The sequence below is a fragment of the Streptomyces tamarix genome, from assembly GCF_032423885.1.
Lineage (GTDB): Bacteria > Actinomycetota > Actinomycetes > Streptomycetales > Streptomycetaceae > Streptomyces > Streptomyces tamarix.
Genome location: NZ_JAWCTQ010000041.1, coordinates 1 through 13,772, shown reverse-complemented (window position 1 = coordinate 13,772; position 13,772 = coordinate 1). Strand labels below are relative to the sequence as shown.

10 protein-coding genes are annotated in these 13,772 nt (G+C 73.9%); 4 read left to right on the top strand and 6 right to left on the bottom strand.

Annotation, left to right across the window (positions count from 1 at the left end; all coding sequences use genetic code 11):
- The first annotated feature begins 12 nt into the window (after positions 1 to 12).
- Positions 13 to 792, top strand: coding sequence for a bestrophin-like domain (locus RND61_RS25600; RefSeq protein WP_315880455.1), 780 nt, complete (start codon positions 13 to 15; stop codon positions 790 to 792).
- 507 nt (positions 793 to 1,299) lie between these two features.
- Here the strand turns inward: RND61_RS25600 and RND61_RS25595 are convergent.
- The 6 genes from RND61_RS25595 to RND61_RS25570 all read right to left on the bottom strand — a co-directional run bounded on the left by RND61_RS25595 (position 1,300) and on the right by RND61_RS25570 (position 10,391).
- On the bottom strand, positions 1,300 to 2,256 hold the full coding sequence (locus tag RND61_RS25595; protein WP_315880454.1) for a sensor histidine kinase: 957 nt from the start codon (positions 2,254 to 2,256) through the stop codon (positions 1,300 to 1,302).
- Positions 2,253 to 3,128 (bottom strand): MEDS domain-containing protein, encoded by an 876-nt coding sequence (locus RND61_RS25590; RefSeq protein ID WP_315880453.1) that lies wholly within the window; start codon positions 3,126 to 3,128, stop codon positions 2,253 to 2,255. The genes RND61_RS25595 and RND61_RS25590 overlap by 4 nt, the downstream gene beginning before the upstream one ends.
- 480 nt (positions 3,129 to 3,608) lie before the next feature.
- Positions 3,609 to 4,343, bottom strand: a complete 735-nt coding sequence (gene narI, locus RND61_RS25585; RefSeq protein WP_315880452.1) for a respiratory nitrate reductase subunit gamma — start codon at positions 4,341 to 4,343, stop codon at positions 3,609 to 3,611.
- Complete coding sequence (gene narJ / locus RND61_RS25580) at positions 4,340 to 4,984, bottom strand: nitrate reductase molybdenum cofactor assembly chaperone (RefSeq protein WP_315880451.1); 645 nt, start codon at positions 4,982 to 4,984, stop codon at positions 4,340 to 4,342. The genes narI and narJ overlap by 4 nt, the downstream gene beginning before the upstream one ends.
- The gene (gene narH / locus RND61_RS25575; protein ID WP_315880450.1) at positions 4,981 to 6,678 is read right to left on the bottom strand and encodes a nitrate reductase subunit beta; all 1,698 of its coding nucleotides are present in this window, start codon (positions 6,676 to 6,678) and stop codon (positions 4,981 to 4,983) included. Before narH ends, narJ begins: the two co-directional genes overlap by 4 nt.
- On the bottom strand, positions 6,678 to 10,391 hold the full coding sequence (locus RND61_RS25570; protein ID WP_391654129.1) for a nitrate reductase subunit alpha: 3,714 nt from the start codon (positions 10,389 to 10,391) through the stop codon (positions 6,678 to 6,680). Before RND61_RS25570 ends, narH begins: the two co-directional genes overlap by 1 nt.
- Positions 10,392 to 10,758: 367 nt before the next feature.
- On the opposite strand from RND61_RS25570, the gene RND61_RS25565 reads away from it, so the two are divergent.
- The 3 genes from RND61_RS25565 to RND61_RS25555 all read left to right on the top strand — a co-directional run bounded on the left by RND61_RS25565 (position 10,759) and on the right by RND61_RS25555 (position 13,354).
- On the top strand, positions 10,759 to 11,919 hold the full coding sequence (locus RND61_RS25565; RefSeq protein ID WP_315880496.1) for an MFS transporter: 1,161 nt from the start codon (positions 10,759 to 10,761) through the stop codon (positions 11,917 to 11,919).
- A 504-nt stretch (positions 11,920 to 12,423) separates the two neighbouring features.
- Positions 12,424 to 12,609, top strand: coding sequence for a hypothetical protein (locus RND61_RS25560; protein ID WP_315880449.1), 186 nt, complete (start codon positions 12,424 to 12,426; stop codon positions 12,607 to 12,609).
- A 61-nt stretch (positions 12,610 to 12,670) separates the two neighbouring features.
- Entirely contained in the window at positions 12,671 to 13,354 is a 684-nt protein-coding gene (locus tag RND61_RS25555; protein WP_315880448.1) for a hemerythrin domain-containing protein, read from the top strand.
- The last annotated feature ends 418 nt before the right edge of the window (positions 13,355 to 13,772 follow it).

Here is a 13,772-nt window from a genome sequence, read left to right as displayed (position 1 = left end):
CGAGGAGTCGTCATGAGCCACGCCTTCGAGGCACTGGCCCTCGGTCTGCTGGTCGCGCTGCTCGCCGCGGCGGCGATCCTCGTCTGGCGCCGCTTCCACCGCGCCGCCGACGGGGACGAGGAGGGCGGGGACGCCGCCGAGTACATGTCGATGATGATCGCCCTGCTGTACGCGCTGCTCCTCGGCCTGTCCCTGGTCAACGTCTGGGAGATGAGGAGCGCGGCCGAGGGCCACACCTCCACCGAGGCGGGCGCCCTGCACCAGATGACGGTCCTCTCCGAAGGCATGCCGGCTTCCCGGGCCGCGCGGATCGACGCCCTGGCCGAGCGTTACGCCGCCCATGTGGTCCAGTACGAATGGCCGCGGATGCAGCAGCACGAGCAGCCGGGCGAGCCCGGCTGGTCGCTGGTGCGGCAACTGCGCGCGGCGGCCGCGGCCCCGGCCGACGCTCCCCCTCCCCAGCAGGCGACGGCCGCGGAACTGCTCGGCCAGCTCGCCGTGCTCGACGACGCCCGCCGGGGCCGGGAAGCGGTCTCGCAGGAGACGCTGTCACCGTTGCTGTGGGCCGGGATGGCGGTCGGGGCCATCCTCTCGTTCTGGATCCTGTTCTTCTACGGAATCGGACGCGGGATCAGCAACCTGGTGATGGTGATGGGCATGGTCCTGCTGACCGTGTTCCTCGGGCTCCTCATCCACTACCTGGCCACCCCCTTCGGGGAGACGATGGGGGTGAGCCCCGACGCGTTCACGCGCTACTTCCCCGAGTCGGCCGGAACCGCCCCGGAGGGGTAGCCGGGAACCGAACCGGTCCGGACCGGGGGCGGCGCCCCGGTCTGCCGTCGGAGGGGCGCCCCGGGGCCTGCGGAGACGTCGGCGGGGCCGGGGCGGTTTCCCCGTCCGGAGGGGCTCTGCCCGGCCGCCGCGCCGATTGCGGTCGAGCGGACTCGCCACCGGCGCCCGGAGGACGTCCCACGGGCATGGGTTCTCGCCCTTCGCCCGCGAGACGACCCGGGCGGTCGCCGTACGCCTGCACCGCCCGGCCGGAAGGGGGTGGGCGCGGAACGACGCGCCCGCAACCGGCGGGGCCGCGGAGACCCGCCGGTGTCGGAGCCGGCGGTGCCGCGTGGCACCGCCGCTCCCGGGTCGGGCCGCGCCGGGGGCCTTCCCTCCCCGGCCGTCCGGGGGCGCTTCCCCGCGCCCGGACGGCGCCGGGCTCCGTCCCGCACGGGCGCGGGGGTCACGGCTTCGCGGCCGGTTCTCCCGTGCGGGACCGCGGGGCCGCTCCCCCTGCCTCGTGTCTCACTCCATCCGCATGTGCAGGCGCAGGACGAGGCCCCGTACCGACGCGCGGATCTCCACCAGATCACACAGCTGATGCATGATCCACACGCCTCGGCCGCCGGTCGGCGCGTAGGGATCGGGGCGGCGGCGGCCCGTGAGGGGATCGGCGAGGCGGCCCCCGTCGCTGATCTCCGCGACGAGTTCACCGGCGTCCCTCCACATGCGCAGGGACCCGCTGCCACCGCCGTGGCGCACCGAGTTACTGATCGCCTCGCTGACGGCGAGGAGCCAGTCCGTGCGACGCGCCGGCGACAGGCCGGTGGCCGCCGCCCAGCGGTCGGCCTCGTCGCGCGTGGGCGCCAGGTCCTGCTCGCCGAACGGGACGACGACGGCGTCCGCCGGCTCGGGCAGCGGGGTGTCGCAGTCGCGGCAGACGTCGTGCGGATCGGCGTAACGGGAGCTGGCGCGGTAGGCCCCCGGGGCACCGACGACCGGGTGGGTCCGGTACGCCTGTGCCAGCACGTCCTCGGGCAACGCGATGTCGTAGGGGCACAGGATGCTGGCCCGGCGCCCCTCGAAGGCGAGGTTGATCAGCGCCTCGTGGCGGGTCGCCTCCCACGTCTCCGCCGGCGTGCGCCCGACCCAGATCGGCTCCCCCACGATCGACACCGGAGCGGACGCGTCCTGGCGGTCGGCGAACTCCTGGAGCATCGACAGGATCCGCCCCGGGTTGCGCCCCGCGTCGGTCATGTCCACCCACGTGACGTGCTCGCGGGCGCCGTCGAGCGCGTCCCGCAGCAGCGGGAGGCGCCAACCGGGGACGGCGACCAGCACGGGCTGCCCGTCGTCCAACGCGCCCCGTACGAAGGCCCCGAGGCCGTCGAGGTACTCCTCCTCGGTCCCGTAGAACAGCGCCGGGTGGAAGAAGAGGTCCTGCCGGCCCTCTTCGCCGGCCGATCGCATGGAGGTCGTCATCGGCCCACCACCTCCATTTCGGAACCGAGCGCGGGGAACAGCTCCAGCAGCCGTCGTAGCGAGGGGGGCGGCTGCCGGACGCGCAGCGGCGCGTCCCCGGGCCGCCCCGCCGCGGCGTCGGCCAGGGTGGCCAGTGACGCGGCGTCCAGGTGGCGCAGGGCCGTGAAGTCCAGTTCCACCCGCGGGGCCGAAGCACCCCTGACCGCGGCGGCCGCGGCGGCCACGACGCTCCGCGTGTCGTATCCGGCGGATCCGGACATCAGGAAACCGGGGCGGTCGGTCAGCGGGGCCACGTGCAGCGCCGGCTCGGCGACGGGGTCCCCCCGGTGCGTCAGGTGGGCGCCCGCCAGGACGTCCACGTGCGCGTCGGGCAGCAGGCGGCGGTCGTAGAAGCACCAGGCCGTCAGCGGCAACCGCTCGAAGACCTCGTGGTGGACCCGCAGCTCGTACTCCAGGAGCCGGTCGGCACCGGCCACGTTCCGCGCGGCCCAGGACATCTCACCGATCGCCCGCAGCCCCCGATGCCCGCGGGCGGAAGCCTCCTCGACCGCGTCGTGCCACAGGCCGATCATCCCGTCCGGGTCGAAACCGGTGCCGGCGAGGTACGTCTGCGCGGCCAGCGACACGCACAGCTGCCCGCGGGTCACGGCGGTCCTCGCGTCGATCCCCGCGTCGGTGAGCGCGCGCAGGACCCGCTCGGGATCGGTCGTGTCCGCGAAGTACCGCACCTGCTCGCCCCGGTCCAAGCCGCCGCGGACGAACGCGCAGAGGTGCTCCGCCCACTGCCGGTCGTCGGAGAAGACCACACTGGAGTGGCGTCCCACCGCCGGCGCCCGCCCGGGCGGTGCGGCCGTCTCCGGCACCATCACCATGGTGCCTCCCCTCATCCCGTCCACTCCGGTCTTCCCGTCCATGGAAGCACGCCGGACCGCACGGTGGTCCGGCGTGTGGGCCTCAGCCTACTTCGCCGCGGTCGTGGTCGGGGGCCGGGCTCCGCCCCGGCCCCTCGCGCCCGTGAGCCGCGCCCCGCCGCACGCCGTCACCCGGATCCTTCCGGAGAGCCGGATCACCGCCGCACAACAGATGATCCACGTGTGCGGCACCTGCCGTACGCGCCCTCGTACCTGTCCGGGCCGGCCGGCCCTGCCACGAGGGCGGCGGCCGGCCCCGTCCCGGACGCCCGGGCACGCCGCCGGCCGGTCCGCGTGGCGGGTGCCTTCCGGGGCCGTGGCCACGACCGCGTGCGGTGGACCGCCGTCGCCGCGGTCACAGGGCGCGGTGGCCGGCGCCGCCTCCCCCGGGCCGGGGACGGCATGCCGGGGCGCACGCCGGTCGTCCGCCGCCGGCTCCCGTCACGGGTTCGGGCGCTGCCAGGCGCGGCGGGGACCCCGCGCCGGGAGGGGGGTGGAGCGGGACCGGTAGACGACGTACGGGCGGAACAGGTAGCCGAGGGGGGCGGTGAAGGCGTGGACGAGCCGGGTGAACGGCCAGATGGCGAAGAGCAGCATGCCGATGAGCGTGTGGAGCTCGAAGGCGAACGGCGCGGCCGCCATCGAGTCGATGTTCGGCCGCAGGAGGAAGACGGAGCGGAACCAGGGGGAGACGGTCTCGCGGTAGTTGTGCTCCCCGCCGACCGTCCCCGTGCCCAGCAGGGTGGTGGCGAGTCCGGCGACCAAGGCCGCGACGAGGACGACGTACATGGCCTTGTCGTTGCGCGTGGTGGCCATGAACACGGGTCCGGTGGCGCGTCGGCGGTAGACGAGGATCCCCGCGCCGGCCAGGGTGGCGAAGCCGGCGACGCCGCCGAGGACGAGGGCCTGCACGTGGTACGCGTGCTCGGAGAGGCCCGCGTTCGTGGTCCAGCCCTCGGGGATGACGAGGCCGATCACGTGGCCGACGACGACGACGAGGATGCCGAAGTGGAAGAGGGGGCTGCCGATGCGCAGCAGCCGGGACTCGTACAGTTCGGAGGAGCGGGTGGTCCAGCCGAACTGGTCGTACCGGTACCGCCAGACGGTGCCGCCGACGAGGACGACGAGGGTGACGTAGGGCAGGACGCCCCACAGGAAGGTGTCGAGGGCGCTCATCGCCGGACACCTCCCGCGGGGGCCGAGCCGAAGGGTTCCAGGCCGAAGGGCTCCACGCCGACGGTCTCCTGGGGCGGCCCGGTGCGGGCCAGGCGCCGGGCGGCGGCCCGGTCCTGCGGGGAAGGGCCGGGCAGCAGGGCGCACACGGCCTCGACCACCGCGGTGTAGGGGGAGCCGGCGTCCCGCAGGGCCAGCCGGAGCAGCTCGACACCGGCGCGGTGCTCCTGGAGGAGGGCGAGTCCGTCGGCCAGGTCGCCGGTGGCCGCGTACTCGAGGACGACCGGCAGGTAGTCGGGCAGCTCGCCGTCGCCGAGTTCGAGGCCGTGGCGGCGGTAGCGGTCCTTCAGGGCGGCCAGCGACCCGCCGCGGCGGCGGGTCTCGCCGTCGGTCCACCAGGTCAGGTGGAGGCAGCAGCGGCGGCGCCGGTCGAAGGTGGCGACGTAGTGCTCGGCGAGGTCGCGCGGCGGCGCGGCCGCGAAGTGGTCGAGGAAGCGGGTCAGCGCCGAGCGTGCCGCTCCGGGAGGCAGCGCCGGCACGGCGTCGGCGACCAGGGGGACGCGGTCCCGGACGGTTTCGTCGGGATACTGCAGCAGGACGGCGGCGGCCTGGCAGACCACCGCGGCGTGGCGCTCGGCGATCACGGCTTCTCCTCGGGGTGCGGGGGCTCGGGCGGGAAGAGGCCCTCGGGGCGGCCCTTGCCGTCCCAGTTCAGCAGGTTGACGCGGGCGCCCGGCTCCTGCGGGTCCGCCAGGCCGCTGGTGGTCTGGCGTTCCTTGAGCGCGTGGAACGTCTCGACGGACACGGGCACGGGCCGACCCGACGCCTCCCCGAAGGGGCCGCTGCCGTACATCCCCGGGCCGCCTTCGAAGTCGAGGCTGCAACCGGTCTCCTCCAGTTGCCGGCCCTGCTCCTCGTAGGCGGTGGGGATGACGTAGCGGTCGTGGTACTTGGCGACGGCGAGCAGCCGGTAGAGCGAGGTGAGCTCGTGCCCGGTCATCCCGACCGCCTCGGCGACCCGCTCGTCGGGCGGGTCGCCGAGGTTGACGGCCCGCATGTAGGAGCGCATGGCGGACAGCCGCCGCAGCACCAGGCGGACGGGGTCGGGGTCGCCGGCGGTGAACAGTTCGGCGAGGTACTCGATCGGGATCCGCAGCGTGTCGACGGCGCCGAACAGGTTGTCGACGTCCTCGCCGTCGTGGCCGGTGTCGGTCAGCGCGTCGACGATCGGGGAGAGGGGCGGCACGTACCAGACCATCGGCATCGTGCGGAACTCCGGATGGAGCGGGAGCGCCACCCGGTAGTCCTTGATCAGGGCGTGGACCGGGGAGCGGCGCGCGGCGTCCAGCCAGTCGTCGGGGATGCCGTCCCGGCGGGCCGCCGCGATCACCCGCGGGTCGGACGGGTCCAGGAGCACGTCCAACTGCGCCTGGTAGAGGTCCTTCTCGTCGGCGACGGAGGCGGCGGCGCCGACCCGGTCGGCGTCGTAGAGGACCAGCCCGATGTAGCGCAGGCGCCCCACGCAGGTCTCGGAGCACACGGTGGGCAGGCCGACCTCGACGCGGGGGTAGCAGAACGTGCACTTCTCGGCCTTGCCGGTGCGGTGGTTGAAGTAGACCTTCTTGTACGGGCAGCCGGTCACGCACATCCGCCAGCCCCGGCAGCGGTCCTGGTCGACGAGGACGATGCCGTCCTCGGACCGCTTGTACAGCGCCCCCGAGGGGCAGGAGGCGACGCACGAGGGGTTCAGGCAGTGCTCGCAGATGCGCGGCAGGTAGAACATGTACGCCTGCTCGTACTGGAAGCGCACCTTCTCCTCGGCCTCGCGCCGGATGCGTTCGATGATCGGGTCGCCGTCGCACACCTCGGCGCCGCCGCCGAGGTTGTCGTCCCAGTTGGCGCTCCACTCCACGCGCATCGGCTCGCCGGAGATCAGCGACTTCGGCTGCGCGACCGGGAAGTCGTCGGAGAGCGGTGCGGTGGTGAGGTTCTCGTAGTCGTAGGTCCAGGGCTCGTAGTAGTCGCGGATGTGCGGGAGCACCGGGTTGGCGAAGAGGGTGAACAGCTTGCGCACCCGTCCGCCGGCCTTGAGCCGGAGACGGCCGCCGCGGGTGCGGACCCAGCCGCCCCGCCACCGCTCCTGGTCCTGGTAGCGCCGCGGGTAGCCCTGTCCGGGCCGGGTCTCGACGTTGTTGAACCAGACGTACTCGACGCCGCTGCGGTTGGTCCACGCCTGTTTGCAGGTGACCGAGCAGGTGTGGCAGCCGATGCACTTGTCGAGGTTCATCACCATGGCCAGTTGCGCCATGCAGCGTCCGATCGGCTTGTCGTCCGGCATCAGTACGTCACCTCCTGGGAGCGGCGGCGGATCACGGTGACCTCGTCGCGCTGGTTGCCCGTGGGGCCGAGGTAGTTGAAGGCGAACGACAACTGCGCGTACCCGCCGATGAGGTGGGTGGGTTTGACGAGGATGCGGGTCAGGGAGTTGTGGATGCCGCCGCGCCGCCCGCCGGTCTCGGCGACGGGGACGTTCACGACGCGTTCCTGCACGTGGTAGACGAAGACCGTGCCGGTGGGCATGCGGTGCGAGACGATGGCGCGCAGCACCATGACGCCGTTGCGGTTGACCGCTTCGACCCATTCGTTGTCGCTCACCCCGATCGCCTCGGCGTCGGCCGGGCTCATCCACACGGTGGGGCCGCCGCGGGACAGGGAGAGCATGAACAGGTTGTCCTGGTACTCGGAGTGGATGGACCACTTCGAGTGCGGGGTCAGGTAGCGGACGGTGACCTGCCTGCCGCCGTCCGGGCCGATCCTGGGTTCCCCGAACAGCCGGTGCATGTCCAGCGGCGGCCGGTAGACGGGGAGCGTCTCGCCGAACTCGTGGATCCAGTCGTGGTCGAGGAGGAAGTGCATGCGCCCGGTGAGCGTGTGCCAGGGCTTGAGCTCCTCGACGTTGACCGTGAACGCGGCGTAGCGCCGGCCGCCGGTCTCGCTGCCGGACCACTCCGGGCTGGTCAGGACGGGCACGGGCCGGGCCTGGGTGTCGGCGAAGGTGATCCGCCGCTCCTCGCTGCCCTCGGCGAGGTGGGCGAGCGGGCGCCCGACGCGCTCCTGGACGGAGCGGAACCCCTGGACGGCGAGTCGGCCGTTGGTGGTCCCGGAGAGGGCGAGGACGGCCTCGGCCATCTTGGCGTCGGTGTCCAGGGCGGGCCGTCCGTCGCCCGCCCCGCCGAGCATCACCCCGTTCACGCGCCCGAGGTGCTCCACCTCGTCGTCGGGGTGGAGCACCAGTCCTTTGGCCGCCAGGCCCGCCTGCTCGGTGAGCGGGCCGAGCGCGACGAGCTTGTCCGCGACCGCCGTGTAGTCCCGCGTCACCACGGTCAGCGCCGGCATCGTCCGCCCGGGGACCGGATCGGCCGCGCCGTCCCGCCAGTCGCGGACGACGCCCAGCGCCTGGGCGGTCTCCCCCGGGGTGTCGTGCTGCAGCGCGGTGGCGACGACGTCGCGGCGCACGCCGAGGTGGACGCGCGCCAGTTCGCTGAAGCGCCGGGCGATGGCCGTGAACGCGGCGAAGTCGGAGCGGGTCTCCCAGGGCGGGTCGATCGCCGGCGTGAACGCGTGCACGTAGGGGTGCATGTCGGTCGAGGACAGGTCGTGCTTCTCGTACCAGGTCGCGGCGGGCAGGACGACGTCCGCGAGGAGGGTGGAGCTGGTCATCCGGAAGTCCAGGGCCAGCAGCAGGTCCAGCTTTCCCTCCGGCGCGTCCTCGCGCCAGACGACGTCGCGGGGGCGGCTCTCCGGCGGTGCCTGCTGGGCGCGCACCGAGGAGTGCGTGCCGAGGAGGTGCTTGAGGAAGTACTCGTTCCCCTTGCCCGAGGAGCCGAGCAGGTTGGCCCGCCACAGGGTGAGGCAGCGGGGCCAGTTCTCCTCGGCGTCCGGGTCCTCGCAGGCCCAGCCCAGCTCGCCCGAGACCAGTTTGCGGCCGACGTACGCGGAGGGGTCCTCGCCCGCCGCGTCGGCCTCGTCGGCCAGGTCGAGCGGGTTCCGGTCGAACTGCGGGTAGGACGGCATCCAGCCGAGCCGGGCCGACAGCGCGAGGGTGTCGGCGGTGTGCATTCCGGCGAGGTCGCCGCGGGCCAGCGGTGAGGTGAGCGCGTCGGCGCGGTACCCGTCGTACCGCCACTGGTCGGTGTGGGTGTACCAGTACGCCGTGCCGATCATCTGCCGGGGCGGGCGCTGCCAGTCGGTCGCCATGGCCAGCGCGGTCCAGCCGGTGAGGGGGCGGCACTTCTCCTGGCCGACGTAGTGGGCCCAGCCGCCGCCGTTGCGTCCCATGGACCCGGTCAGCATGAGCAGCGCGAGGATCGCCCGGTACGTCGTGTCCCCGTGGAACCACTGGCAGATCCCCGCCCCCATGATGATCATGGTGCGGCCGCCGGACCGCTCGGAGCTGCGGGCCATCTCGCGCGCCACCCGGATCGCGGTCCGGGCCGGAACCGAGGTGTGCTGCTCCTGCCAGGCCGGGGTGCAGGGCCGGCTCGCGTCGTCGTAGCCGGTCGGCCAGTCGCCGGGAAGGCCGTCGCGCCGCACCCCGTACTGGGCGAGCATCAGGTCGAAGACCGTCGTCACGAGCCGCCCCCCGACGCGCCGGGCGGGGACGCCCCGGCGCAGCACGGCGCCGTTCGCGTCCGCCGTGTCGAACCGCGGGAGGAGGACCTCGACGGGGTCCGCCCCCTCCCCGATGAGCGTCAGCCGCGGGACCGTCCCGCCGAGGTCGAGGTTCCAGCGCCCCGTGCCGGACTCCGTCCACCGCTCCCCCAGCGTGCCGCCCGGGACGACGGGCTCCCCCGTGCGGTCGTCGACGAGCACCGTCTTCCACTGCGCCCCTTCGGTCGTCTCGCCGAGGTCGGAGGCCCGCAGGAACTTGCCCGGTACGAAGCCGTCGCCACGGCTCTCCAGCGTCACCAGGAACGGCAGGTCGGTGTAGCTGCGCACGTAGTCGGCGAACATCGGCACCTGGCGTTCGACGAAGCACTCGGTGAGGATCACGTGGCCCATGGCCATGGCCAGGGCCCCGTCGGTGCCCGGCTGGGCGTGCAGCCACAGGTCCGCGAACTTGGTGTTGTCCGCGTAGTCCGGCGACACCACGACCACCTTCTGGCCCCGGTAGCGGGCCTCGGTCATCCAGTGCGCGTCGGGCGTCCGGGTGACCGGGACGTTGGAGCCCCACATGACCAGGTAGGCGGCGTTCCACCAGTCGCCGGACTCCGGCACGTCGGTCTGGTCCCCGAAGACCTGCGGGGACGCCACCGGAAGGTCGGCGTACCAGTCGTAGAAGGAGGTCATGCAGCCGCCGATCAGCTCGATGAACCTCGATCCGATCGCGTGCGACACCATCGACATCGCCGGGATCGGGGAGAAGCCCGCGACGCGGTCCGGGCCCCACCGCCTGATGGTGTGCACGTGCGCGGCGGCGACCATCTCGACCGCCTCGTCCCACGTCACCCGCACGTGGCCGCCCTTGCCGCGGGCCCGCTGGTAGCGGCGGCGGCGCTCCGGGTCGTCCACCACGTCGGCCCAGGCCAGCACCGGGTCGCCCAGGCGGGCCCTGGCCTCGCGGTACATCTCGACCAGGACGCCCCGGGCGTAGGGGAAGCGCACCCGGGTGGGCGAGTAGGTGTACCAGGAGAACGCGGCGCCCCGGGGGCAGCCCCGCGGCTCGTACTCGGGGGAGTCGGGGCCCACCGAGGGGTAGTCGGTCTGCTGGCTCTCCCAGGTGATGATGCCGTCCTTGACGTAGACCTTCCACGAGCACGAGCCGGTGCAGTTCACTCCGTGGGTGGAGCGGACGACCTTGTCGTGGCTCCACCGGTCCCGGTAGAACACGTCACCCTGCCGGCCGCCCTCCAGGAAGACCGTCCGCCCGTCGGGGGAGACGTCGCGCCGGGTGAAGAAGCGCCCGACACGCAACAGCGCGTCGGCGGCCGGGCCGTCGGACACGCCGCCACCGGGCCGGTCGGCCCCCGGGGGAACCTTGCCGTCTGTCACGTTCCGTCACCTCGCCTGGGCAGGGGCTTGAGAGACACTCGACCGCCCAAGCTACCCGTATGTGACGATTTCTTACGGTTTCATGACCTAATGGCGGTGGAGTGTCCCCCAAGCCGGTCCGGGCTCCTCCCGTACGGCAGGGACGGGACCGGGCGGCCCCGCCCCGGGGCCGTCCGGTCCCGGGGCACGTCCGCCCCACCCCCACCACGGCGAGCGCGCCGCCACCGCCGGCCTCCGGCACACGGGAAGGACCGGACCCCCGGTCACGACGGCGGGGGCGCGACCGCTCCTCGGAAAGGAGAACGCCTTGAGGCGCCTCGGCGTACCGCAATCAGGCCACGCCCCCGCTCCCGCGCGGCAGTCGCGGATGCTGGCCCTGGCCACCGTCGGCTTCACGGTCGGCTTCTGGGCGTGGGCCCTCCTCAGCCCGCTCGGACCGACGTTGCGCGAGGACCTCGGCCTCAGCGCGTTCCAGCAGTCCCTGATCGTGGCCGTGCCCGTGATCGTCGGCTCCCTCGGCCGGATCCCGGTCGGCGCGCTGACCGACCGCCTCGGGGCCCACCGGATGTTCCCCCTCGTCGTCGCCCTGACCATCCTCCCGGTCCTCTACCTGGGCCATCTGGCCGACTCCCTGGCCGGGTACCTCGTCGGGGGCTTCTTCCTCGGGCTGGGCGGCACCACCTTCGCCATCGGCGTGCCGTTCGTCAACGCCTGGTACCCGCCCGAGCGGCGCGGTCTGGCCCTGGGCGTCTTCGGCATCGGCACCGGCGGCACCGCCATCTCGGCGTTCACCACCGTGCAGCTCTCCGACGCCGTCGGGCGCAGCTTCCCCTTCGACCTCGTCGCGGTCCTCCTGGCCGTCTACGCCGTCGCCGCGCACTTCCTCCTGCGCGACCGGTCGGAGCGAGCCGCCCCGGGCGGCTCGCTCCTCTCGCGCACGGCGGCCGGCATGCGGATGGCGGTCACCTGGCAGCTCTCCTTCCTCTACGCCGTCACCTTCGGCGGCTTCGTCGCCTTCAGCGTCTACCTGCCCACGTACCTCACCACCGCCTACGGCCTCGGACGTTCCGACGCCGCCCTGCGCACCGCGGGCTTCGTCGTGCTCGCCGTCGCCGCGCGGCCGATCGGCGGATGGCTCTGCGACCGGGTCCATCCGGTGCCGGTACTCGTCTGGCTGTACGGCGCCATCACCGCGCTGGCCTTCCTCGCGGCGTTCGACCTCCCCCTGATGCCGTTCGGGACCCTCGCCTTCCTCGGGATGGCCGCCGCCCTCGGCGCGGGGTCGGGCGCCGTCTTCGCCCTCGTCGCCCGCCTCGTGGCCGCCGACCGGATCGGCTCGGTCACCGGCATCGTCGGCGCCGCCGGAGGACTGGGCGGGTTCTTCCCCCCGCTCGTCATGGGCGCGGTCTACGGGGCCGCCGGTGACTACACCTGGGGCTACCTGCTCCTGGCCATCACCTCGGCCCTCGCCGGCGTCTTCACCGCGACCGCCGTCCGCCGCCACACCCGCGCGTCCGCACACCCCTGAGGGGCCGTACACGCCCGAGTGCCCGCCTTCCCCGGATCCGTCGCTCCCTGGGTACGCGGTCGAACCGATCGGTTCCCAGTCGGCCCCGCCCCGCCCGGCGGGGGCGGCCGGCGGCCGTCGGTCGGGGTGGTCGTGGCACGCAGGCGCTCGTCGCGGCCGGGCCGCCCGGGCAGCGGGGGAAGTCCGGGGGTGCGGGAAAACCGCGGCCGACGGATCCCGGAGACGAACCCGGGCAGGACCCGCGCCACCAACGGCGTCGACGGCCCGGCACCGGTCGGCCCCGACGGACCTCCCCACCGCCGCGTCCCCGCCGGGGAGGCGTCGATCCCCACGTACGGCGCGGTCGCGAGGGCTTCGGGGTCCGTCGTCGCACACGAACCGTCGAGGCCCCGCTGCACGCACCCGAAGACCTCGGTCCTGTTCGTCTAGGAGGGCCGGTGCGGGGTAGTCGGCCTCGTGAGAGCCGGACGGCGCTCCGCCGCCGCACGAGAAAGAGGTCGGCTCATGACCCACGCCCATGGCCCCGTGCGGCAGGCCCCGCTCCCGGCCGACGGAGTATCCCTGCTCGGAACGGGCGTCGCCCGTCCGGTGCCGTGGCTCCACGACCTGACCGACGGCCACGGCAGTGCCGGCTCCGCACCCCCGAACACCGCCGGCGACCGGCCGCGCCCCGCCCCGGGGCGGGGATGACCGCTCCCGGCGCACCGCCGGCCCGCGGTGGCGACCGCCCCATCGACCACTAGGAGAAACGGTGCCCCTCTCCCTCACGCAGCAGAGCGTGGAAGAACTCGGCGGCAGGAGCAGCGTCCTGGTCCGGCAGCGTCGCGACCACGCCGAACTGGACCGCCTCATGAACCTCTACCGGGCCGACGGCCGAACGGAGGAGGAGCGCCGGCGGACGCTGAAGGACATCGTGCAGCTCACCTTCAGCCACGCCTTCGCCGAGGAGACCGTGCTGTGGCCGGCGCTCCGCCGCCTGGCACCCGACGGCGAGGCCCTGACCGCCCGGGTCGAGGAGGAACACCAGGAGATCAACGACCTGGTCGCCGAGATCGAGCGCACCGGGCCCGCCGACCCCCGCCGCGACGTGCTCGTGGAGCGCGCCTTCGCGCTGATACGGCAGGACATCCGGGACGAGGAGGACCTGCTCCTGCCGCGGTTGCAGGAAGCCCTGCGCCACGACCCGAAGCACCTGCGCGCTCTGGGCACGGCGTGGGAGGCCGTCCGCCGCACCGCCCCGACCCATCCGCACCCGGCGGTGCCCCGCCGGCCTCCGGGCAACGCCCTGGCCGGTGTCCCACTGAGCGCGCTGGACCGGGTGAGGGACGCGCTCCCGGCCGGCGCCCGGGCGGTCCTCGGCCGGACGGTCGCGACGCTCGCCGCGGCGGCCGTGTCGAGGTGGCGTGCGGTCGACCGGTCACGGCGCGGTCGCTGACGCTCCGCCGCCGGCGGGTCCGTCCTCAGCCGCGCGGCACCTCGGCGGTACCGGCGGGCGACGCGCGGACGAGCCGTGCCGCAGGTCCCACGGCCCGGTTCCCGCCGGTCGGCGGGAAGGGCATCCTCCCGCCGGCCCCGGCACCCCGCGCCCGGCTCCGCCCGTTCCCCCGCGCCGCGCCGCGCCCCGGCCTCTGGTACGGGCCGCCGGCGCGGAGTTCCCCGACACCCCGCCGGGGCCCTACGGCAGGCGGCGGCTTGTCGGGCGCTCACAAAGTCCCATGAGACGTGTTTCTTCCCCGAAAGGCCCAATCCGCGACGTCATGACGCGCGCTCACCCGCCGCGTTTGCCATGGTGCGATGGGGGTGCGCAGCCGCCCGCCCTTCCACCCGCCATCGACCGCCCAGATGAGGTTGCG

Bases quoted from the DNA above. Each gene is read 5' to 3' on its own strand.
- RND61_RS25600 (WP_315880455.1), top strand. From the start codon at position 13: ATGAGCCACGCCTTCGAGGCACTGGCCCTCGGTCTGCTGGTCGCGCTG.
- RND61_RS25595 (WP_315880454.1), bottom strand. From the start codon at position 2,256: ATGACGACCTCCATGCGATCGGCCGGCGAAGAGGGCCGGCAGGACCTC.
- RND61_RS25560 (WP_315880449.1), top strand. From the start codon at position 12,424: ATGACCCACGCCCATGGCCCCGTGCGGCAGGCCCCGCTCCCGGCCGAC.
- RND61_RS25590 (WP_315880453.1), bottom strand. From the start codon at position 3,128: ATGGTGATGGTGCCGGAGACGGCCGCACCGCCCGGGCGGGCGCCGGCG.
- RND61_RS25565 (WP_315880496.1), top strand. From the start codon at position 10,759: ATGCTGGCCCTGGCCACCGTCGGCTTCACGGTCGGCTTCTGGGCGTGG.
- narI (WP_315880452.1), bottom strand. From the start codon at position 4,343: ATGAGCGCCCTCGACACCTTCCTGTGGGGCGTCCTGCCCTACGTCACC.
- narH (WP_315880450.1), bottom strand. From the start codon at position 6,678: ATGCCGGACGACAAGCCGATCGGACGCTGCATGGCGCAACTGGCCATG.